The following is a 20531-nucleotide window of genomic DNA, read 5'->3' as shown; positions in this document are numbered from 1 at the left end:
AAGTTTTTCTATAAAAAAATAATAGCAACTGCTACGCATATGTATGCATTTGCTTTCCCCTGTTGCAATACATAGAAATTCACGAAAAAAAATTTTCCTTTCGAAAAAGGAAAATTTTCTTCTATATTAATGACTTTAAATACCGTTTATCAATCGCTGTTTCATGTGAAAGAGCTGACAAATATTCTTCTTGTGCTTTTTGTATTTCATCTACAATCGCACCTTGACTATCCACTTCTTTTCCGAGCTCATCATACGTACGGTGAATAGCTTTTTGAATCATTGATAATTGGAAATTATCCATATCACTTCCTCCTTTACGCATTACATAATAGCCAGTATATGCGCGCTGGAGGAGTTTTATACTATGAATTACGCGGTGGACGTTTTCCGAAGTATTGGTAGTAATCTGTACGGATAAATCCGTTAAATAGTTTACGCTTCTTCGACGCATCTTTTCCGTAACACTTCTCAAATGCTTCGTAGCTTGTTAATACATACGCTGACCATGTATCTAACGGGCGGAATACTTGTCCCATTTCTTTATACAGTTGTTCAACGAGTGCTTTTTCACTTAAACGTTCTCCGTATGGAGGATTCGTTACAACGTAGCCATAATCCTCTTTTGTTGTGAAATCTTTTACTTGCATTTGTTTAAATGTAATTAAATCGCTTAAGCCTACTTCTTCTGCGTTATCTTGAGCAACTCGAATCATACGATGATCAATATCTGATCCAATGATTTGTAAGCGTTGATCATAGTTCGCTAAATCTTCAGCTTCTTGACGAGCTTCACGCCAGTTTTGTTTACCTACCCAGCCCCACTCGTCAGATGCGAAACCACGGTTAAATCCTGGTGCAATGTTTTGTCCAATTAATGCTGCTTCAATCGGAATTGTACCTGATCCACAGAATGGATCAACAAATGGACGATCTGGCTTCCAGTTTGTTAATTTAATTAAAGACGCAGCTAATGTTTCTTTTAACGGAGCTTCCCCTTGATCCATACGGTATCCACGTTTATGAAGTCCAACACCACTCGCATCAATTGTTAATGTTGCAATATCCTTGAGCATTGCAATCTCGATACGGAATAACGGACCATCTTCTTCAAACCAAGTTGTACGTTTATATGTTGTTTTTAATTTTTCAACGACAGCTTTTTTAACGATACGTTGGCAATCCGAAACACTGAATAATTCAGATTTTAAAGATTTACCGATAACAGGGAATTCGCCATTCTCTGGAATATAATCTCCCCAGTTTAATGCTTTCGTTTTTTCAAATAGCTCATCAAATGTTGTTGCTTTAAATTCGCCAACTTTAATTTTTACACGGTCCGCAGTACGCAACCATAAATTCGTACGACAAATCGCCTTTTCATCTGCTTCAAATGTTACTTTGCTGTTTTCTACTTGACATTCATAACCAAGATCGCGAACTTCTCGGGCAACTAACGCTTCAATACCCATTGCCGCTGTTGCAATTAAAGTAACTTTTCCCATTTGCATTCACCTCTTATGTATATTCAAACAATAATTAATAGCAATTGGTCCTATTAATCATTACATTTTACGAAAAATTTTCTCATTAACCATTTTAACTCATACTTTACAACTTCATACAAATAAAAAGCCCTCCTCTAACAAAGGAGAGCTGAGTTATTTCATAGTTGGTTCATAACGTTCTGTAAGCCATGTTCTGTTCCTTTGTACTACAAACGGCCCACGCCTCGTACTCCGGTGGCAATCATCTATCTACAGGTTATAAAACCTGTCCTTTCCCGTCGTTCATTTCCTTGGAAAAGATTCCCCTACCATTATTTGGGTTTCTCGCTCGTGGGGTTTACCTCGTTCCACTCCTATCATTTCTTCAAGGACTTCGTCACTGTGGCACTTTAAAGGTAGTCAAACCATATCCGAAAGGACTTAGGTTTTTTCCCTGCCGTTAAACCAGCATTACAGCCAGAATACCCTAGCTTATGAATTGGCTAGGCACGAACACTACAGCCATCTCAGGCCGTGCGAGCATGGACTTTCCTCTACAACGTTGGCGTTGCAGCGATTACCCAAACGTTATGACATCCATTAGTATAGTGGAAACAAAAAGATTTTGCAACGTTTTTTTCTATGTAAAACGCTTAAACCTTTTCCCACCTTACATCATTCGTATAACTTACTTCCAAATACAGCTTTTTCTAAGTTAGATAAGCGTTTTAAAATATCCGTATTCGTGTTGTTATAAACCGGTTGTGCAACTGGTGTTTGTACAGGTTGTTGTGGAACTTGCGTTACTGCTAGTTTTTGTTCCTCTAATTCACGCTTTAAACGAGCATTTTGTTGCTTTAATTGCTCAAACTCTTTGTGGAAAGCTTCATAGTCTTTAATGATCATATCAAGAAACTTGTCTACTTCTTCTTGCTGATAACCTCTCATACCTGTTTTAAATTCTTTTTCTAAAATATCTTTCGCTGTTAATTTAATTTTATCCGAAATCATTTTCTTCACCTCAAATTTTTACCAAAACTTTCATTAACTAAATTTTTTCAGAAACAATGCTTTTTGTCAATCATATATACGAGTACTATATTACATATTACTCTGCATTATTCCACTGTTCCTCTTCTATTATATCTTGTAAATCAGAAAAAAGAATGAAATAACTGTGATAATTTTCTATTTCCCCTTTTTTCTTTGCTGCTTCTACAATATATTTGGGACTTCCTGGTTTTTCTTCATCATATACCGCTAAAAGCGCATCACTTTTTTCAATAAAAAATTGATTTTTTAATTTAAATTGTTCTGGGCTTTCATACTTCCTTTTCGTGATACTATCAACATGGTCTGCTTGAGAAAGAATAAATTCGTAATATTCACGATTATCTTCTTTCCAATTTTCTTCTTGTTCTAAAAACGGAGTGAATACCGCTAATTTTAAATCTGGATATTCTACTTGAATTTCAAAAACAACTTCAGCAGCCCATAATTCTACACCTAACTGGCCGCTTATTATAACCCACTCTAAACCATCTTCTACAAAAGTGGTTAATTTACGGTATAATGCCTTTTTTATACACTCCACCCCTGGATGATCATTTTTAAATATTCCAAGTTCAAATGGCTTATATCCTGTTACTGCAATAACTTTCATATCAACACTCCAATTACAAAAAAAGAACTAGCATTTCGCTAGTTCTAACATATCATTTACTTTTTAAACATTCCACCAACGTTTGGTCCAATATTTGGACCGAATGGTGATACGTTTGGTCCAATATTCGGTCCGAATGGTGATACGTTTGGTCCAAACGGAGATACATTTGGTCCTGGACCAAATGGAGATACGTGATGTCCATGATGTCCATGATGTCCATGACCACACGGTCCACATCCGCCACCGAATCCTGGGTCGATTGGGTCCACAACATTTACATTTGAATTTGTTTGTGGGAAGAAGTTTTGGTTTTTAATTTGTTGATGATGTACATGTGTTGTATGTGTTGGGAAAATGTGTGGCACCACCGTTGTTGAAAAAGAGTGTGTTACGCATTGTTTCGTCGGATGAATGACAGGAGCAGTCGTACAAATAGGTCCTGTAGGCTTATGCCCTCCAAAGCAAGGATGACAATGATGCATAGTTTTTTCTCTCCTCTCTCGTTAAAAAAATCTGATTACACTTTACAGTATGAGAAAAGAGAGAAAGCCGTTTGTTATATATACCCATTTATTACAAGGAAATTTGTCTAGTCCTTTATTTCATATACAATACTTTCATAGACAATCCTTCAACATCACTTACCAAAAAAGCCTCCAACTTGCTTTACAATACCTGTCACTTGATTCATCGCATTCATCATTTGTCCAGCTGTATTCATCATTTTATTTACATCATAGTTACCATCTGATGTTTTAAATTGAGAAACAAAACTAGAAAACTGACTTGGCTGTTGTTGCTTTTGCTTACCCTGCGTCGGGTACGGTTGTTTTGGTGGATAAAACATCGCTTGTTGATTAGCATACGGCGATGGTGGTGGCATATAATATTGCGAATTCATATAAGGCTGCTGCTGTTGTGGTTGTTGAGCCTGATTCACATAAGGTTGCTGCTGTTGTGGTTGTTGAGCTTGATTCACATAAGGTTGCTGCTGTTGTGGTTGTTGAGCTTGATTCACATAAGGTTGCTGCTGTTGTGGTTGTTGAGTTTGATTCATAAAGGACACTTCAAACGGTTGATAATAATTTTGATTTCCATAATAAGGCTCGAAAGGATACATATTATACCGTAAATATGTATCCGTATTATATTGGTACATATTTTGCTGTGCATATGGATTCGTTTGCTGATATACGTTAGGTTGTTGAAACATGCATTCTCTCCTCCCTCACATAAGTTTCTACATATATAATATGTACCTATAAAATAATATGTGTAATGGAGTATCTGTCTATTTTTGTCGGAAGTTTAAATTTTTAAAAAATTAAAAAAGAAAACCCTTCCATGCTATGATAATTAAGAAGAAGATTCTCATGGGGGAGGAATCAACATGGTATTAGGGGATTTAAAACAAGCGTTTTCTCAAAAAAAGGGGTATTGCACAGAGAATGCAAATGAATTATTAGACTTTGCGAGACATTGGTATCTCGAAGGAAAAATATGCATTTCAGATTATCGAACATTAATAAAAGAATTAGAAATAAACGGCGCAACAAAACCTACAACAGTGACAGAAGCATAAAAATAACAAGAGGGCTCTCCCTCTTGTTATTTACATTGCTCAACTATATTTTGCAAAGTATACGAAATGGCTTGGTGTGTTTCAAAGAATCGTTTACCTTTACCTTTATTTACAAAGCATTGTAACACATTCGTTTGTAAATTATCGTATACTTGATCAATTTGCTGTACATGTATATATTTTGGCTTTTCTTCTTTAATCCACGTATAAGCTAATTCTTTCCACTTTTTTAATTCCTCATCCACCATATCTACAAACGGTTTCATATCCTTATAAAAGTCGTATTCGGTTAGTTCTCTTTTTTTTACATTCGCTTCATTATTATACTGCATGAGTTTTTCTGAAGACTGTATTAATGCTTCATTCTTCATTTCTTTCCCACCTTATTATGCACTCACTACGATGTTTTGAAATGTCTTTACCCAATTCCCTTTCTCTTCGTGATGCACTAATTTATTTTCCATATGTTCAATATGCATTTCTGTTATTTCTATCTTATTGCATATTTTTTCACTCGCATCCTTTAATGCATGATTCATTCTAATCCCTATATTCATTTCCAGCAAATCGAGAGAACTTAACATTTGATCCATTTTTTTCATTACATCTTCCTTCTGAACCATCGCCATATACAAAACGCCTCCTTCTTTGCTTTTCCTTTGTCATGTAATTTCGCTGAATGATTCACCACTCCTGCCCACATGACAAAACTAGTTGTTATTCGTCAAAGAAATCATTTCGTATGTCATTTATAGAAATGGTAACAATACAAAAAGGAGGTGTATTACAATGGCAAAGAACAAAAATGAAAAAAAGAAAAACCAAAACAAACAACAAAATAAACCCGGGACTGGCAATCCAAAGCTAGATGGTCCAAACTTCCCTGCTACATAAAGCGAGACTTTATTACGAACAGGTAAATTTCAAATCATCCTTAATCTCCTACTAGCATTACGTTTTGAGATTAAAGTCGTAGCAAGCATAGCAGGATTATTTCAAATTAAGAAGTCCCGTCTTCAAAATGGAAGACGGGACTTCTTTTTTATTATATCATGAACTCATCCACCCTTTTAACGAAACGATTTACGATAGATATCCTATAGATTTGTTCCCTCTTTCTTCTATACCATTCTGTTATATTAACTTCTCCTTTAGGTTCTTCAAGTACAAATAGCACATTCATTTTCATATTTGCACAAAACCAATCTCTCATTTTTATTTCTTCATGTGAAACAACAGAATAAACATCTCTAAGTGCTGGCGTACAAGATTTTCTAGTTTCCTTTGAGTAAAATTCATAATCTTCTCTAGACCCAGTATGTGTAGTTTGCAATGCAAACTTATAAAACGAACCATTATAAATTGGATGAAACAATAACCATGCTAATTTTTTTCCTAGTTCTATACGCTGTTGTAACGTTTCAAATTGATAAACCGAAAATCCATACATCCTCCCTTCAATTGTTGGGAAGATAACTGCACTAATATGAAATCTTTCTTGTACTTTAAAAAGTGCAGTATGGAATACATGTTTTTTAAAATATGTGTTCTCAATGACTGGTTTTTGAATTTTATTTTGTTCATTTATAATAAGCGCTGTCATAAGCCTATTCATATCTTTTCTTTCCCAGAAAAGTAACCATTCTTTTTCCATAAAAATTGATACGCTGAAATATTGCAACAAATGAAAGAGAGGTGCACGTCTCTTCTTACTTTCCTCATACAATAATAGCTGAGGAAATGCATCTAAGAAAATAATCCAATTAGCTTGTTCGTACAGAAGAAATAAATGTTTTTTTACCGTTTCAGGTAATACAGTGGCATAATATCTTCCTTCTAAATCAGTCATATTCCATCCCGCATTTCTCGAAACCATACTCGCTAAAAAGGCCCACCTGATTTCACTATTTCTTAAATAATATTCTTGATAAGATTGTGTCCGAGAAATATTGTCCACATTAGCTATTTCTGTTTTCTTTTTAATATTGCGAATGATCGCTTTTTCTTTCTCTGTGCAAAAATTTTTTTCTCGATTTTGTTTAATTTTCATATAATCATTCCATGTAAACATAAATAAGTCATCATACCTTTCATCAAAAAGGTCACATCTTTTTTCATTTTTTGATATAATCACCTTTGTAAGTAATTCTTAGCAAGTTGGGAGTGGACACACTATGACCATTCGTTACCCAAATGGAAAAAGGTATAATCAAGCTTCACAACCTCAAAAAACACCTATAAAAACACATACTTATAGTAATAGAGGTATGTCCCTTGAAGAGGAATTGAATGAAACAAATCAATATTACTTAACCCATAATATTGCATGTGTACATAAAAAGCCTACACCTCTTCAAATTGTAAAAGTAGATTACCCCGCTCGAAGTGCTGCAGTGGTAAAAGAAGCGTATTTTAAACAACCTTCTACGACAGATTACAACGGTGTATACAAAGGGAAATACATCGATTTTGAAGCAAAGGAAACAAAAAATAAAACTAGTTTCCCACTTCAAAACTTCCACCTTCATCAAATAGAACATATGAAGCAAGTGGTTGCTCATAATGGAATTGCATTTGTCATTATTAAATTTACACTTTTTGATGAATTTTATTTATTAGATGCAAAACATATTATTGCATTTTGGAATCGTCAAAATACAGGTGGACGCAAGTCGATTACGAAAGAAGAAATAGAAGAGCATGGATCCTTATTATCATGCGGTTATCACCCTCGGATTGACTATATCCGTGTACTAGACACGGTTTATTTTTCGTGATAGAGTCATCACTAAGGCTCTTTTTTCGACTTTTGGGGGAGAGAATGAAAGGTAGGAGAAAGTATAATGTCAGATAATTATCGTTCTCGTACAGAACGAAATCATGTAAAAAATCAAGAGAAAAAAACACATAAAGAAGAAAAACCAAAGAAAAAAGGCTCCTTTTTCAAGAAATTCCTTATAGGTTGTCTACTTCTTGGTATCGTTGGTCTTGTAGCCGGCGTTTCCGCTTTCTTTGTTATGGTAAAGGACGCTCCAAAATTAGATAAATCCAAACTTGTTAATCCTTTATCAACAAAGTTTCTTGATAAAAACGGAAATTTCTTCTATGAATACGGTGCTGAAAAACGAACGCATGTTACTTATGATCAAATTCCAAAAGTAGTTGAAAATGCATTCCTTGCAACTGAGGATTCGCGTTTCTATGATCATAATGGAATTGACTTTAAACGAACTACAAAAGCAGTTATGGAAAATGTCACTGGTGGTTTCGGTTCCCAAGGTGGTAGTACGATTACACAGCAAGTCGTTAAGAACTATTTTCTAACGATGGATAAAACCGCTAAGAGAAAAGTACAAGAATGGTACTTATCTTATAAATTAGAGCAACAATACTCTAAACATGAGATTTTAGAAATGTACTTAAATAAGATTAATTTAGGTAACCGTTCATATGGTATTGCGACAGCAGCACAAAAATATTATGGTAAAGATTTAAAAGACTTGCAATTACATGAAGCTGCTATGCTCGCTGGTTTACCCCAAGGTCCAAACATTTATGATCCAACCAAAAAGGAAAATGTTGAACGAGCAACAAATCGTCGTAATGTCGTATTGTCATTAATGAATCGACATGGTTATATAACAAAAGAAGAAATGAATAACGCAGTTAAGATCCCAGTAACAGAGGGCCTTCAACCGTCTTCAGAAATAACTGAGATGAAGTATCAAGCATTTTTAGATGCAGTTGTAAAAGAAGTTGAAAAAGAATATCCTGATGTAAATATCGGTTCAGATGGTTTAACGATTCATACAACACTTGATCAAGATGCTCAAGATTATGCTGAAAAAATTATGGATGGCAATCTTATTAAGTATCCAAACGATCAATTCCAAGGATCATTCGTATTTATGGATACACAATCTGGAGAAGTTCGAGCAATTGGTGCTGGACGTAAAGAAAATAAGTCCACTTTCAAAGGTCATAATATGGCAACTGATTTAAAACGCCAAGTTGGTTCAACAATGAAACCAATTTTCGACTACGGTCCAGCGATTGAGAATCTTCAGTGGTCTACTTATCATCAATTAAATGACTCTGAATATACTTATTCTGATGGCACAAAGATTAAAAATGCTACAGGGAGTTTTAAAGGTGACGTTTCACTTCGTGAAGCATTGAAGAAGTCATTAAACATCCCGGCTTTAAAGACAGCTCAAACAGTTGGACTTAATAAATCAAAAGAGTTTGCTGAAGGTTTAGGCATGACATTTGAAAATGGAGTACATGAATCTACTGCAATTGGTAGTAACGATAGTTCTCCATTAGCAGTAGCAGGTGCATATGCAACCTTTGGTAATAGTGGTAACTATAATAAACCACACTTCGTAAAAGAAGTAACCTTCCCGGACGGGAAAAAGAAAAGCTTTAAACCGAAAGAACAACGCGCTATGCAAGACTATACAGCTTACATGGTAACTGACGTTCTTCGTGATGTAGTAAAACCTGGTTCTGGTGGTACAGGACCAACAGCATATGTTTCAGGTGTTGACGTAGCGGGTAAAACTGGAACGCAAAACTTTGATGCAAAAGATTTAAAGAAATACGGCATTCCAGCTGATGCAAACAGGGATAGCTGGTTCGCTGGATATACACCACAATATACGATGGCTGTATGGACGGGTTACGTAAAGAACGGTCCAGAAAACTACATTAGTGATCGTTATACTAAAATTGCACAGCAAATGTTCCAAGTAATGATGAGCAAATTCGCTACAGATAAATCACGCTTTGAACGTCCTTCTTCTGTTCAAGAAATAAACGGAGAATTATACGTAAAAGGTGCGAAAAAAGATGCAATTAAACAAATTAAAGTAGATGCCCCTAGTGGTCTGAATGTCACTTTTGATGGCGCTAGCACAGTTACACTAAACTGGTCTGGACCAGCAGAAGTTGATGCATATGCAGCCAGCTATAAAGCAACTGACGGTTCAAGTGGTAGCCTATCAATAAGTGGTACGACAGCTACTCTTGGTGGTATTAAACCAGGTGTTACTTACAGCTTCTCTGTAGTAGCGAAAAAAGGCACTGGCACAAGCCCAGCAGTTGGTGCATCCTTCACTGCGCCTGGCGGAACTCCAGATGCGAAAAAAGCTGAAGAAGAGGCTAAGAAAAAGGCCGATGAAGAAGCTAAGAAAAAAGCTGATGAGGAATCCCAGAAAAAGGCTAATGAAGATAAAGTAAAACAAGACGAAGCTAAGAAAAAGGCTGAAGAAGAGGCTAAGAAACAACAAGAACAGCAGCAACAACAGCAAGAACAACAACGTAAACAGCAAGAAGAAGCTCAAAAGAAAGCTGATGAGGAAGCTAGAAGGAAAGCTGAAGAAGAAGCTAAGAAAAAAGCTGAAGAAGAAGCTAAGAAGAAAGCTGAAGAAGAGGCCAAGAAAAAAGCTGAAGAAGAAGCTAAGAAACAACAAGAACAGCAACATCAAAATACCGGAGGAGATACACCTCACGCAGACGGTACTGTTATTACAACAGAGTCCTAATAAACAAAAAAGAAGTCCGTTTCTCTTAACGAGAAGCGGACTTCTTTTTTGTTATCATTTTCTTTACATATAGCTTTTCTATTTCGATATACAACTGCGCTAATTGAATATAAGAATGATAATTACTCGGTTTCTTTATTATGAATGAATATCTTTCCATAAAATTAACAGGTTGCACTTTTAATTTATTCGTATTTATTTGCATTTCATTCAAACTATGAACAGGTTGCTCATTTAGCCAATAGACAACCGATAACAAGTGAGCTGCAAAAAGAATCATTGGCCCCTCAGCCTCTTGCTTATTTCTATTTCGAAACAGTATAGCAATGTCTTCATGCTTATTTTTCCATACATTCAATATCGTTGGAATACTGTTTTCAATTTCCTTCCATGGCTCATACCGTCTTTCAATATCAAATATAAAGTAAGTATTTTGTATTATTTCTTCAAAAGACTTGGCTGTATGATACTCAATTGAATTTACGCTTTCTTTAAAAAATGGTAAGCAGTGAAATTCTTTCGGTATTTCTATAACTCGCTCCATCCTTTATTTCACCTTCATTCGCTTCTTTCCTTCACGACATACTTCTAACAGCCTGCACTCCTCACATTGCGGTCGTTGTGCTTTACAATGATAACGTCCAAAGAAAATCATACGATGATGCGTAACCCCCCACTCATCCATCGGTACTTTCTTCATTAACGTTTTTTCTACTTCTAACACAGAATCTTTCCATCTACAAATCGCTAATCGTTTACTCACTCGCTCCACATGTGTATCAACAGCAATTGCAGGAATCCCAAACGCTACGGAAACTACAACATTCGCTGTTTTCCTTCCTACACCGGGTAATTTCGTAAGTTCATCTCGATCGCTCGGTACTTCCCCATTATAGTCATCTAATAACATTCGGCATAATTTTTGAATGTTTTTTGCTTTATTTCTATACAATCCGATAGAGCGTATATCTTGTTGTAATTCTTCTAGAGAAACACTTAAATAATCTTCTGGTGTTTTATATTTTTGAAATAAATTTCTTGTCACTTTATTTACAAGTACATCTGTACATTGTGCAGATAACGCCACCGCGATTACAAGTTCAAATGGATTATCATGAACCAATTCACAATGCGCTTCTGGATACATATCCGCCATTGTGTCTAAACAATAACGGATTTGCGTTTTGTTAAGCATATTTCTCCTCCTATATTACTGCTCCAACCAATTATAAAAAGGCACTTTTCCAGTAAATTTCGTCTCTTGTTTTGTCAGTTGTTGTGCTCTTTGTTGATTCGCTCTAAATTTTTGACCTTGATTTTGAGCCTGATCTACCGTTTTAATTCCATTCTTTTTCCACTCAAATAAAATACGATCAATATATCGAAAATTTAGTTTCCCACTCATTACAGCTTCTCTAAGAGCTGCTTGAATTAAATTTGGATGATGTTGATCTTGGTCCTCCCACATTCCTAACGTTTCACATTCGAACGGCGAAAGTGGTCTTCCAAATTCTTTTTCAAATACTGTATATAAATTTACTTGCAGCTGTTTTTTTTCTTTTTGCTCTTCCTCTATTGATTCATCCATTAAGAAATGTAATATTTTTTCCCATAACGGTTGTAAAGAATAACTTTCGCACATCATTGCTTCTGATCTTTGTCCACCTTCTAGTGATAAAAAACCTTTTTGAATCAACGCTTGAATTACTTCCATACATTTCATTTCCGTTATCGTCATCCGTTCAGAAATCTCTGAAGGAGTCGGAAACGAATTACCTGATTCTAAAAATGTGTGTACATGAAGTACAACCATAAATTCCGTCTCATTTAAACCTAATTTTTTATAATGCATCATAAGCAATTTTGGAATTGCAATGCTTCCCTGCTCAAACCACTGTAGCATCATTTTCTTTTTCATCACCAAACACCTCGCTCTCTAGTATAACACACCTTTAGCTATTTCTTTTTGCCACAATTCGTCAAAAAAACCTCCCCATCAATAGGGAGGTTTTTTATATTACATGAATGAAATATAAAATTAAGCTTGCACTTTACTTTTCATAAATGTATGGATGCGTTCTAATGCTTTCTCTACTTGTTCAAGAGATGTCGCATATGATAAACGAACATTATTTGGAGCACCAAATCCTGTACCTGGTACAAGAGCCACTTTTTCCTCTTCTAATAGAGCCTTTGCCCAATCATCAACTGTTGCATATCCTGATAAAGCTACAGCTTCTTTTACGTTAGGGAATAAGTAAAATGCACCTTGCGGTTTAATACAAGTAAAGCCAGGGATTTGAATTAATTTATCATAAATGATGTTTAATCTCTCTTCAAAGGCTTGACGCATTGTTTCCACAGGTTCTTGTGAGCCTGCATATGCCGCAATTGCGCCGTATTGAGCGATTGAAGTAGGGTTTGACGTACTATGACTCGCTAAGTTCGTCATCGCTTTAATAAGCTGCTTATTTCCTGCTGCATATCCAATACGCCATCCTGTCATAGAATGAGATTTAGATACACCATTAATAATAAGTGTTTGTTCTTTTAATGCATTAGAAAGCTGGGCAATTGAAGTATATTCTACGCCACCATAAATTAATTTTTCATAAATTTCATCAGAAACGATTAAAATATCATGTTCTAAACATACTTCTCCAAGCTGTTGTAATTCTTCTTTGCTATAAATCATTCCTGTTGGATTGCTCGGTGAATTAATAATAACTGCTTTCGTTTTCTCTGTAATTGCCTCACGCAGCTGCTTTGCTGTAATTTTGTACTCATTGTCTTCTAAACCTTCTACATAAACCGGCTTACCGCCAGCAAGCTTTACTTGCTCTGGATAGCTTACCCAGTAAGGAGTTGGAATGATAACTTCATCTCCCTCATCAAGTAATACTTGGAATAATGTATATAATGCATGCTTTGCGCCATTACATACAATAATTTCAGATGGATCATACGCAATACCTTGATCGCGAGTAAATTTCTTCACAATTTCTTGTTTTAACGATTGTAATCCACCTGTTGGTGTATACTTCGTATGCCCTTCTAACATCGCTTTATGTGCAGCATCCATAATATGCTCTGGTGTATTAAAGTCAGGTTCCCCTGCCCCTAATCCAATTACATCATGACCCTCTGCTTTTAATGCTTGTGCCTTTGCTGTAATTTCTAAAGTTGAAGACGGTGTTAAAGCAGCTACTCGCTTTGCTAATTTCATTTGTAGTTCCCCCTACATCTATTTTTCAATGCTATATCGTCTTAAAAATTTTCCATCTTTAAATTCAAGATAGTAATAACTATAACGATTGTCATCATCAATATATGTAACTTCCCATAGTGGTACATCATTTTCAAAGCCTAATTTCACTTTCATAATCTCTTTCGGCTTACTTTTTGATTCCTTACTTTCATTGCCGACTTGTTCTAATGTTCTTTGTATAGCCTCTTTTTCAGAAATACCTTCGCTCTTTTTCCTTACTACAGTATCCCCTTTTTTCTCCGGCACCCAAACGATAAGTTGTTCTCCCTTTTCATCTGTACCTTGCACGACTATATATGCAGATTTTCCGTTGTAATAATCAACAGATTTCACCTTTGTAAGCTTTGCTTTTTCTTTAGCAATTTCTACAAATTTCGACTCTTTTGGAATTTTCTTCCCCATTGCTTTATTATAAACATACGCCCCATATATTCCGCTAGCAACGATAACAATAATGATTGCAAAGATCCACTTTTTCATTGTATCACTACGTTCTGTAAATCGTAAATACAGCTGTTTCTTTATCTTTTTCGTCTAATGCTAGTCCGAACATGAGGTCCTGCTCTTTTAACGTACGATTCAAACTATCAACAATTTTATACAAATCAGACGAATATTTAATACGCGTCGTTGATAGTACTTCGATTTTCTTCTCCATGAAAAAACTCCTCCGTTACACAAAAATTTCTAATTATAGAAGAACGCAATGCGGTTACAATAAGAGTACATTCTTTACAACCCCTGCTTCATCACCCATCTATTATAGCAGGACATGTACAGCAAAAAAAGGTTTCAAGTCGAAAACCAACACATTTTGTATACAAGAAGTAAGAAAAATAAAATTCCTCCTACCCACATTTTTTACGCCTGAAGTTTATAAGTACTTCAGGCGTATTTTTCTTCCATTTTTATTCATTAGATGGTTCTTCTAATTGTACTAATAATTCTTCTAATGGTCCTTCATAAAGAGGTACGTTAGGGATCGATTGTAGAAATCGTTTTCCATAGGAAGAACTCGTCAAACGACGATCTAACACTACTACCGTTCCTGTATCTGTATTCGTTCGAATTAAGCGGCCGAATCCTTGTTTAAAACGTAATATTGCTTGTGGCAGCGCTAATTTAGCGAATACATCCTCACCTTGATTTTTTAGCCACTCACCTTTCGCTTCCATCATCGGCTGATGAGGCGGCGTAAATGGTAGACGGACAATAACAAGACAACTTAAGGCATCTCCTGGAATATCTATCCCTTCCCAGAAACTGCTCGTCCCTAATAAAATTGATTTGTCGAACTCTTGGAACTTTCGAATTAAGCGGCTTCGACTTCTATTATTCACACTTTGTGTGAGTAATAAATAACCCTCTAATTCATCATTATTTTTTAAATTCGCATACGCTTCTTTTAACATTTCATACGAAGTGAATAAAACAAGCATTCTGCCCTTTGTGGCTTTCGCTATCTTTGCAATATGTTCCGATACAGATTCAATATATCGCTCATTACTTACTTGCTTAATAAAAGGTACATCCGTTGAAACCATTAATTTCATTTGTTCATCATAACGAAATGGCGATGGAACCTTTAAAGTATTTGGAGCGAAATCATGTAAACCAAGTTCCTCTTTTATATAATCAAACGTATCGTTAACTGTTAGTGTTGCGGATGTAAAAATAACACTCTTTTTTTCTGTTAAAAATTCATCAGCAAATCTTTCACCAATATGAACAGGCTGTGCATATAGAACTGTTGAATGAATCGTCCCTTTCGTTTCAGTCTCCATCCAAGTTACATACGAATTCTTTTCTAATACGAGTAACTGTAATGATTCTGCCATCTTTCTCAGCAACTCAATTAAATGCATAAATTCACCTGTTACAACATGCATCTCCCATTCTAACTTACTTTGCAATATATTCACTTGCTTCTCAAGAGCAGTTACTACCCTTCTTAATTCATATATAAAACGATTTGTTAATTCAACAATACTATCCCACAACTTACCTTTTTCTAGTTCTGCGTTATACCTATAGATGAGCGGCATATTATTCGTTCCTTGTTCTTGCTTTGTTTGTTTAAATATAAAAGTACGTAACATTTGGAAGAGTTCATCCGCATCAAACTTAAGTTCCTTCAAACTATAACTTATCATACGGAAAGTTGAACGAGATGCTTGCTCTGATTTTTTCATCATTTTATATACTTTGGACAGTACATCTTCTGTTTCTAGCGTCCCAAGACGAGATATAACCAATTGAAAATACATACAAGAGAACTGTTCACCCAATGTTCTACTCGCAGCTTCTTCAATATGGTGAGCTTCATCAAAAATAATATGTTCGCATGAAGCAAACAGCGGTTCTTCACTTGAAAAATCTTGAAATAATAACGCATGATTTGTGATAACGATATCTGCAAATAAAGCTTTATTCTTCGCTCGCTGGTAAAAACAACGACTAAACCAATTACTTTGCATACCGCCTGGACTATACGCATCACTACAAATACGATTCCAAAGTAACTTTCCGCCCTCAGGAATATTTAATTCGTCTCGATCACCCGTTTCAGTTTTCAATAGCCAAACTAAAATCTTCGCCTTCGTAAGTGCCATATCATAATTTTTTTCTTCCTCTTGCAAAGCATACTCAAATTTATGCAAGCAAAGATAATGCTTTCTTCCTTTTAGAAGAGCTGCCTCAAATGAAAATGGCATTATTTTTTGTAATAACGGTATTTCTTTTTCTAATATTTGTTGTTGGAGTTGTACCGTTTGTGTACTTATAATGACAGGTTCTTCTTTTCTCTTTGCAAAATAAAGACTAGGAAGCAAATACGCAAGAGTCTTTCCTGTTCCTGTACCGGCTTCAATTAGTGAAAAACGAGAATCTCTTAACGCCGTATATATCTCTTTCATCATCAGTTGTTGACTTTCTCTTCTTTCAAACTTTGGCATATGTGATTCCAATTTATCCATCGTTTTATTCAAGAAAGCATCAAACTTTGATGAACACGTTTCTCCAAGGTTTAAGGAATAGTTCCGCTTTTTCAGCGCAATATTTCGATGTATTTCATACTCCGCTATATCTTCTTTACCATGCATTACTTTCTTTAAAATATTTTCAGAAAGCACATCAGCTATATCACTTTGGAACACATCGCTTAATTCATAAAGCGATTGCAACGTGACAAGTGGTAACTTTTCAATTTCATTTAAAAATTGTAAAAATAATTCCGCTGTTGCATGAGCATCACTATCCGCACGATGTGGTTGATCATGCTCTAGTTCATGCTTCTTAGCTAAATCACGTAATTTATAACTATCAGCTGTCGGCAAAAGAATTTGAGCCAATTCAACCGTGTCGATTTTAGGACAATGTACTTCTGTATATCCAGCCTGCCTTAATTCTTCATTTAAAAAATTCCAATCAAAGTGAACATTATGCGCAACGAAAGCCGCACCTTGTAATAGCTCAACAATCATCGGGGCTACATCTTGAAATAACGGGGCTTGTTTTACAAGACTTTCATCAATCCCTGTTAATTCTGTAATAAATGGTGGGATCTCTCTCTTTGGGTTAACAAAAGATGAAAAAATCTCCAATATCTCTCCATCTTCTACTACAACAGCTGCAATTTGGGTAATTTTATCCTTCCCATCTTTCCAGGAGTTCCCTGTCGTCTCTAAATCAACAACGACATAACGCTTACTCATATATGTAACACCTCAATTTCTTACCTTTCAAACAACAATAATTTATATAATGTTACTATACCACGTTTTATCTCATCTTAATGAAAAGATGCACAAAAAAGCTATCTCCGCAATGGAGATAGCCTTTCTACTTATAATATCGTACCCGCTTTTTCAGCACCTAACATTTCAATAATTTGATTATTATCGTCTAGTACTGCAATTTTGGGTTCTTGTTTATGAACCTCTTCTTCCGTAACTAGCCCATAACAAATAATAATTACTTTGTCCCCTGGTTGTACAAGCCTTGCCGCAGCACCGTTTAAACAAACAACACCACTACCGCGTTCCCCTTTAATAACGTATGTCTCTAAGCGAGCACCATTATTATTATTTACAATTTGGACTTTTTCGTTTTCTACAATATTTACTGCATCCATTAAATCTTCATCAATTGTAATACTACCTACATAATTTAAATTTGCCTCCGTTACAGTTGCACGATGTAACTTTGCTCTCATCATTGTGCGAAACATAGGTGCTCCCCCTTATTTAACCGTTAATGTTATATTGTCAATTAATCTTACATTTTCAAACTTAACTGCAATAGCTAAAATGATTCGTCCTTCGACTTTCTCTACCATTTTTAATGACGGATATGCATATAAATCCGCATAATCTACAGTGCCTTTCGTATGCGTCTCAATATACTCTTTCACAAGATTTGTAATGATTTCCGGATTACGTTCACCTACCTCAATTCTTTCTTTCGCTATACATAGGCTGCGGTATAAATGAAGAGCCTCTTCACGTTCATCTTGTGATAGGTACACGTTACGAGAACTTTTCGCTAATCCATCTTCTTCCCTTACAATATCAACTGGTACGATTGTAACTGGAAAATTGAAATCAGTTACAAATCCTTCAATTACTGCAACTTGTTGAGCATCTTTCATACCGAAATAAGCACGCGTTGGCAGCGTAATATTAAATAGTTTCATTAGTACAGTTGCAACACCAGCAAAATGACCAGGTCTTTGTTGACCGCATAATACGTCCGTGCGCTTCACAACTTCTACTGTTGTTGTTTGTTCTGCTGGATACATTTCTTCTACACTCGGATAAAATAAATAATCTACACCGTTTTCTTTTGCTACATTTTCATCTCTATTAATATCACGAGGATATCGATCTAAATCTTCATTTGGGCCAAATTGCAGCGGGTTTACAAATACACTTAAAACTACAATTTCATTTTCTTCTCTTGCCTTACGTAATAAGGTAGCATGCCCTTCATGTAAATAACCCATCGTTGGAACAAAACCAATACTCTTTCCACTTGCACGAAGTTCGTTTGTAATTTGCTGCATCTCTTGCACTGTAGTTACGATTTTCATTATTGTTTTCCTCCGTATAACGCTAAGCATTCTTCCTCTTTCATTGTGAACGAATGTTTTTCTTCAGGAAATTGCCTTGTCTTTACTTCAGTAACATATTGTGAAATCCCACGCACAATCTCCTCTTGAACAGATGTATATTGCTTCACAAATTTCGGCACACGATTCACGCCGTATGAGATAAGATCATGATAAACAAGCACTTGCCCATCTACTTTTTGTCCTGCACCAATCCCAATTGTCGGTATTGTTAGTTGCTCTGAAATAAGTTCTGCTAACTGCATTGGTACACATTCTAACACAAGCGCTATTGCACCAGCTTCTTCACATTTCTTTGCATCTTCTATTAATTTCTTTGCACTCTCCGCATCTTTTCCTTGCACTTTATATCCACCCAACACTCCTACAGATTGAGGGGTTAAACCTAAATGCGCTACAACAGGAATTCCTGCGTTCGTCAAATATTGAATCGTTGATATAACTTCTCCAGCACCTTCTACCTTCAGTGCATGCGCCCCGCTCTCTTGAACGATGCGGCGTGCATTTACCATCGTTTCTTGTAATGATACGTGATACGACATAAATGGCATATCAGTTACAATAAACGTCTCTTTCGCTCCGCGGCGCACAGCTTTCGTATGATGAATCATATCCTCTACTGTTACAGGTACTGTTGAATCGTATCCGAGTACAACCATTCCAAGAGAATCTCCAACTAAAATCATATCAACTTCAGCTTCTTCTGCTAATTTAGCAGATGGATAATCATACGCCGTTAGCATTGTAATCGGCTCACCTTGCTCTTTCATCTTCAAAAAATCTGTTTTTGTTTTCAAAAACTACTCCTCCTTTATGCAGGAGAGAGGAGATGGCCGCAATCATATAAAAAACCCCTCTGGCCATAAAAGGGCAGAAGGGTTGTGTGTTAGTCGGCATTATTCATCCCTCTGTCCCAGTCCGTTATTGGATCAAGGCAGAATCCAAGTTATTATTTTTCGTATTACTTCGAATCATGGTGCAGTTCGCTCTGATACTGCCCACATTCGAACTAATTATAGCAAACTACAAAAGGAAATTACTACATTTTTTTGAAAAAATAATTTTTTATTCTTATTACGGTATATGAAATTTAATAAGAGAGTATATATGCTAGAAAGTGAAACTTTAATCAGCCCGATCCCCACCTAACTTCTTTGCTTCCGCTGAATTTTGAGGTGGAGGTCTTATTGCCCGGTAAATAGCGGGATAAAGTTTTTATAGATAATTCAATCCTGAAAAGATACATGTTTTTTCAACGCATGTTAAAAAAGTCCAAGTTAATTTCTTCTGTAATCAATTTAACTGTATAGTATAACTCTTAAACTAATGATGCAGGTTAATTGAGGAAAAGTACTTAACAAAGGAGAATTGCAGATGTCTATGAACAGGTGGTTATTTCGATTCAGCAGTTTGCTTGTAATGATTGTATGGTGGATGTCTTTAGGATCCTTTCATGTATTTGCCTCAGTTAATGTCGTAACACAACCCACCGATGTAACGAACGTGATTGAGGTTGAACTAAATGATGATTACTTTAATCCAAATGTCATCACGATTCCGCTTGAAGGATCAACAACATTACTATTGAAAAATAAAGGTAAAAACGAGCACACCTTTACAGTGAAAAAACTCGGCATTGACGTCGTAGTTGAGTCAGGAAAAGAAAAGAATATTACCGTGAAACCTAAAAATACTGGTACATATGAATTAATATGTCGATACCATCTCCTTAAAGGAATGGAAGGCAAAGTAATTGTCAAATAACATGCCAGGCCAACTAGACGGAAGATATCTTGAAATAAACTTTAAATATGAAAAGGATTTATTATCATGTTACAAATTTAACTCAAAAAT

The 20531-nt window shown here is 35.7% G+C and carries 24 protein-coding genes and 1 other RNA gene; 5 read left to right on the top strand and 20 right to left on the bottom strand.

The annotated features are described in order from the left end of the window. Positions 1-121 precede the first annotated feature (121 nt). The 7 genes from ACTJJY_RS01860 to ACTJJY_RS01830 all read right to left on the bottom strand — a co-directional run bounded on the left by ACTJJY_RS01860 (position 122) and on the right by ACTJJY_RS01830 (position 4366). A complete protein-coding gene (locus ACTJJY_RS01860; RefSeq protein WP_000368570.1) occupies positions 122-304 on the bottom strand; it encodes a DUF3921 domain-containing protein in 183 nt (60 codons plus the stop codon). Positions 305-365: 61 nt separating this feature from the next. Then, positions 366-1505, bottom strand: a complete 1140-nt coding sequence (locus ACTJJY_RS01855) for a THUMP domain-containing class I SAM-dependent RNA methyltransferase (RefSeq protein ID WP_000521227.1) — start codon at positions 1503-1505, stop codon at positions 366-368. A gap of 180 nt (positions 1506-1685) precedes the next feature. Next, positions 1686-2076: RNase P RNA component class B (gene rnpB / locus ACTJJY_RS01850), an RNA gene on the bottom strand. Between the two features lie 86 nt (positions 2077-2162). Then, positions 2163-2498 carry a cell division regulator GpsB gene (gene gpsB / locus ACTJJY_RS01845; protein WP_000622431.1) on the bottom strand — a complete coding sequence of 112 codons (336 nt, stop codon included), beginning with the start codon at positions 2496-2498 and terminating at the stop codon, positions 2163-2165. A 97-nt stretch (positions 2499-2595) separates the two neighbouring features. Continuing rightward, positions 2596-3150: a DUF1273 domain-containing protein gene (locus tag ACTJJY_RS01840; protein WP_000862925.1), complete on the bottom strand. Its 555-nt coding sequence runs from the start codon at positions 3148-3150 to the stop codon at positions 2596-2598. A 56-nt stretch (positions 3151-3206) separates the two neighbouring features. Beyond that, positions 3207-3635, bottom strand: coding sequence for a CotD family spore coat protein (locus ACTJJY_RS01835; RefSeq protein ID WP_000546268.1), 429 nt, complete (start codon positions 3633-3635; stop codon positions 3207-3209). A 155-nt stretch (positions 3636-3790) separates the two neighbouring features. Then, positions 3791-4366: a YppG family protein gene (locus ACTJJY_RS01830; protein ID WP_440604864.1), complete on the bottom strand. Its 576-nt coding sequence runs from the start codon at positions 4364-4366 to the stop codon at positions 3791-3793. A gap of 177 nt (positions 4367-4543) precedes the next feature. Here ACTJJY_RS01830 and ACTJJY_RS01825 point away from each other — a divergent pair, with 177 nt between their 5' ends. Next, the gene (locus tag ACTJJY_RS01825) at positions 4544-4735 is read left to right on the top strand and encodes a YppF family protein (RefSeq protein WP_098518524.1); all 192 of its coding nucleotides are present in this window, start codon (positions 4544-4546) and stop codon (positions 4733-4735) included. A gap of 26 nt (positions 4736-4761) precedes the next feature. Here ACTJJY_RS01825 and ACTJJY_RS01820 read toward each other — a convergent pair whose 3' ends face one another. Continuing rightward, positions 4762-5106, bottom strand: a complete 345-nt coding sequence (locus tag ACTJJY_RS01820) for a YppE family protein (RefSeq protein ID WP_000786940.1) — start codon at positions 5104-5106, stop codon at positions 4762-4764. A 15-nt stretch (positions 5107-5121) separates the two neighbouring features. After that, positions 5122-5364 carry a hypothetical protein gene (locus ACTJJY_RS01815; protein WP_440604863.1) on the bottom strand — a complete coding sequence of 81 codons (243 nt, stop codon included), beginning with the start codon at positions 5362-5364 and terminating at the stop codon, positions 5122-5124. Between the two features lie 85 nt (positions 5365-5449). Here ACTJJY_RS01815 and ACTJJY_RS01810 point away from each other — a divergent pair, with 85 nt between their 5' ends. Continuing rightward, complete coding sequence (locus ACTJJY_RS01810) at positions 5450-5629, top strand: phage portal protein (protein WP_440604862.1); 180 nt, start codon at positions 5450-5452, stop codon at positions 5627-5629. Between the two features lie 151 nt (positions 5630-5780). On the opposite strand, the gene ACTJJY_RS01805 is transcribed toward ACTJJY_RS01810, so the two are convergent. Then, a complete protein-coding gene (locus ACTJJY_RS01805; protein WP_440604992.1) occupies positions 5781-6806 on the bottom strand; it encodes a DUF2515 domain-containing protein in 1026 nt (341 codons plus the stop codon). Positions 6807-6909: 103 nt separating this feature from the next. Here ACTJJY_RS01805 and recU point away from each other — a divergent pair, with 103 nt between their 5' ends. Further along, entirely contained in the window at positions 6910-7512 is a 603-nt protein-coding gene (gene recU, locus ACTJJY_RS01800; protein WP_000155599.1) for a Holliday junction resolvase RecU, read from the top strand. Positions 7513-7578: 66 nt separating this feature from the next. Next, positions 7579-10281 (top strand): PBP1A family penicillin-binding protein, encoded by a 2703-nt coding sequence (locus ACTJJY_RS01795; RefSeq protein ID WP_440604861.1) that lies wholly within the window; start codon positions 7579-7581, stop codon positions 10279-10281. Positions 10282-10306: 25 nt separating this feature from the next. Here ACTJJY_RS01795 and ACTJJY_RS01790 read toward each other — a convergent pair whose 3' ends face one another. The 10 genes from ACTJJY_RS01790 to panB form a co-directional block, all read right to left on the bottom strand. Beyond that, positions 10307-10825 carry a YpoC family protein gene (locus ACTJJY_RS01790; protein ID WP_440604860.1) on the bottom strand — a complete coding sequence of 173 codons (519 nt, stop codon included), beginning with the start codon at positions 10823-10825 and terminating at the stop codon, positions 10307-10309. A 3-nt stretch (positions 10826-10828) separates the two neighbouring features. Beyond that, on the bottom strand, positions 10829-11476 hold the full coding sequence (gene nth / locus ACTJJY_RS01785; protein WP_000933035.1) for an endonuclease III: 648 nt from the start codon (positions 11474-11476) through the stop codon (positions 10829-10831). A 15-nt stretch (positions 11477-11491) separates the two neighbouring features. Next, positions 11492-12199, bottom strand: coding sequence for a DNA replication protein DnaD (gene dnaD / locus ACTJJY_RS01780; protein WP_440604859.1), 708 nt, complete (start codon positions 12197-12199; stop codon positions 11492-11494). A 120-nt stretch (positions 12200-12319) separates the two neighbouring features. Then, positions 12320-13507 (bottom strand): aspartate transaminase AspB, encoded by a 1188-nt coding sequence (aspB, locus tag ACTJJY_RS01775; protein ID WP_000761571.1) that lies wholly within the window; start codon positions 13505-13507, stop codon positions 12320-12322. A gap of 18 nt (positions 13508-13525) precedes the next feature. After that, the gene (locus ACTJJY_RS01770; RefSeq protein ID WP_000758740.1) at positions 13526-14029 is read right to left on the bottom strand and encodes a cell wall elongation regulator TseB-like domain-containing protein; all 504 of its coding nucleotides are present in this window, start codon (positions 14027-14029) and stop codon (positions 13526-13528) included. A 7-nt stretch (positions 14030-14036) separates the two neighbouring features. Then, complete coding sequence (locus ACTJJY_RS01765) at positions 14037-14207, bottom strand: YpmA family protein (protein WP_000412179.1); 171 nt, start codon at positions 14205-14207, stop codon at positions 14037-14039. Between the two features lie 250 nt (positions 14208-14457). Beyond that, entirely contained in the window at positions 14458-17262 is a 2805-nt protein-coding gene (gene dinG / locus ACTJJY_RS01760; protein ID WP_440604858.1) for an ATP-dependent DNA helicase DinG, read from the bottom strand. 131 nt (positions 17263-17393) lie between these two features. Further along, positions 17394-17777 (bottom strand): aspartate 1-decarboxylase, encoded by a 384-nt coding sequence (panD, locus tag ACTJJY_RS01755; protein ID WP_000490186.1) that lies wholly within the window; start codon positions 17775-17777, stop codon positions 17394-17396. A 12-nt stretch (positions 17778-17789) separates the two neighbouring features. Next, positions 17790-18638, bottom strand: a complete 849-nt coding sequence (gene panC / locus ACTJJY_RS01750; protein WP_440604857.1) for a pantoate--beta-alanine ligase — start codon at positions 18636-18638, stop codon at positions 17790-17792. Continuing rightward, complete coding sequence (gene panB / locus ACTJJY_RS01745; protein ID WP_000851108.1) at positions 18638-19474, bottom strand: 3-methyl-2-oxobutanoate hydroxymethyltransferase; 837 nt, start codon at positions 19472-19474, stop codon at positions 18638-18640. Before panB ends, panC begins: the two co-directional genes overlap by 1 nt. 577 nt (positions 19475-20051) lie before the next feature. On the opposite strand from panB, the gene ACTJJY_RS01740 reads away from it, so the two are divergent. Continuing rightward, complete coding sequence (locus ACTJJY_RS01740; RefSeq protein ID WP_000062382.1) at positions 20052-20441, top strand: cupredoxin domain-containing protein; 390 nt, start codon at positions 20052-20054, stop codon at positions 20439-20441. The last annotated feature ends 90 nt before the right edge of the window (positions 20442-20531 follow it).

Source organism: Bacillus sp. 22475, assembly GCF_052044835.1.
Taxonomy (GTDB): Bacteria; Bacillota; Bacilli; order Bacillales; family Bacillaceae_G; genus Bacillus_A; species Bacillus_A cereus.
Note: the sequence above shows the minus strand (reverse complement) of the source record. Positions and strands in the feature narration are given on the sequence as shown.

Excerpts from the sequence above, each read along its gene's own strand:
- ACTJJY_RS01860 (WP_000368570.1), bottom strand. The coding sequence starts at position 304 with ATGGATAATTTCCAATTATCAATGATTCAAAAAGCTATTCACCGTACG.
- ACTJJY_RS01855 (WP_000521227.1), bottom strand. The coding sequence starts at position 1,505 with ATGGGAAAAGTTACTTTAATTGCAACAGCGGCAATGGGTATTGAAGCG.
- gpsB (WP_000622431.1), bottom strand. The coding sequence starts at position 2,498 with ATGATTTCGGATAAAATTAAATTAACAGCGAAAGATATTTTAGAAAAA.
- ACTJJY_RS01840 (WP_000862925.1), bottom strand. The coding sequence starts at position 3,150 with ATGAAAGTTATTGCAGTAACAGGATATAAGCCATTTGAACTTGGAATA.
- ACTJJY_RS01835 (WP_000546268.1), bottom strand. The coding sequence starts at position 3,635 with ATGCATCATTGTCATCCTTGCTTTGGAGGGCATAAGCCTACAGGACCT.
- ACTJJY_RS01830 (WP_440604864.1), bottom strand. The coding sequence starts at position 4,366 with ATGTTTCAACAACCTAACGTATATCAGCAAACGAATCCATATGCACAG.
- ACTJJY_RS01825 (WP_098518524.1), top strand. The coding sequence starts at position 4,544 with ATGGTATTAGGGGATTTAAAACAAGCGTTTTCTCAAAAAAAGGGGTAT.
- ACTJJY_RS01820 (WP_000786940.1), bottom strand. The coding sequence starts at position 5,106 with ATGAAGAATGAAGCATTAATACAGTCTTCAGAAAAACTCATGCAGTAT.
- ACTJJY_RS01815 (WP_440604863.1), bottom strand. The coding sequence starts at position 5,364 with ATGGCGATGGTTCAGAAGGAAGATGTAATGAAAAAAATGGATCAAATG.
- ACTJJY_RS01805 (WP_440604992.1), bottom strand. The coding sequence starts at position 6,806 with ATGTTTACATGGAATGATTATATGAAAATTAAACAAAATCGAGAAAAA.
- recU (WP_000155599.1), top strand. The coding sequence starts at position 6,910 with ATGACCATTCGTTACCCAAATGGAAAAAGGTATAATCAAGCTTCACAA.
- ACTJJY_RS01795 (WP_440604861.1), top strand. The coding sequence starts at position 7,579 with ATGTCAGATAATTATCGTTCTCGTACAGAACGAAATCATGTAAAAAAT.
- ACTJJY_RS01790 (WP_440604860.1), bottom strand. The coding sequence starts at position 10,825 with ATGGAGCGAGTTATAGAAATACCGAAAGAATTTCACTGCTTACCATTT.
- nth (WP_000933035.1), bottom strand. The coding sequence starts at position 11,476 with ATGCTTAACAAAACGCAAATCCGTTATTGTTTAGACACAATGGCGGAT.
- dnaD (WP_440604859.1), bottom strand. The coding sequence starts at position 12,199 with ATGAAAAAGAAAATGATGCTACAGTGGTTTGAGCAGGGAAGCATTGCA.
- aspB (WP_000761571.1), bottom strand. The coding sequence starts at position 13,507 with ATGAAATTAGCAAAGCGAGTAGCTGCTTTAACACCGTCTTCAACTTTA.
- ACTJJY_RS01770 (WP_000758740.1), bottom strand. The coding sequence starts at position 14,029 with ATGAAAAAGTGGATCTTTGCAATCATTATTGTTATCGTTGCTAGCGGA.
- ACTJJY_RS01765 (WP_000412179.1), bottom strand. The coding sequence starts at position 14,207 with ATGGAGAAGAAAATCGAAGTACTATCAACGACGCGTATTAAATATTCG.
- dinG (WP_440604858.1), bottom strand. The coding sequence starts at position 17,262 with ATGAGTAAGCGTTATGTCGTTGTTGATTTAGAGACGACAGGGAACTCC.
- panD (WP_000490186.1), bottom strand. The coding sequence starts at position 17,777 with ATGTTTCGCACAATGATGAGAGCAAAGTTACATCGTGCAACTGTAACG.
- panC (WP_440604857.1), bottom strand. The coding sequence starts at position 18,638 with ATGAAAATCGTAACTACAGTGCAAGAGATGCAGCAAATTACAAACGAA.
- ACTJJY_RS01740 (WP_000062382.1), top strand. The coding sequence starts at position 20,052 with ATGTCTATGAACAGGTGGTTATTTCGATTCAGCAGTTTGCTTGTAATG.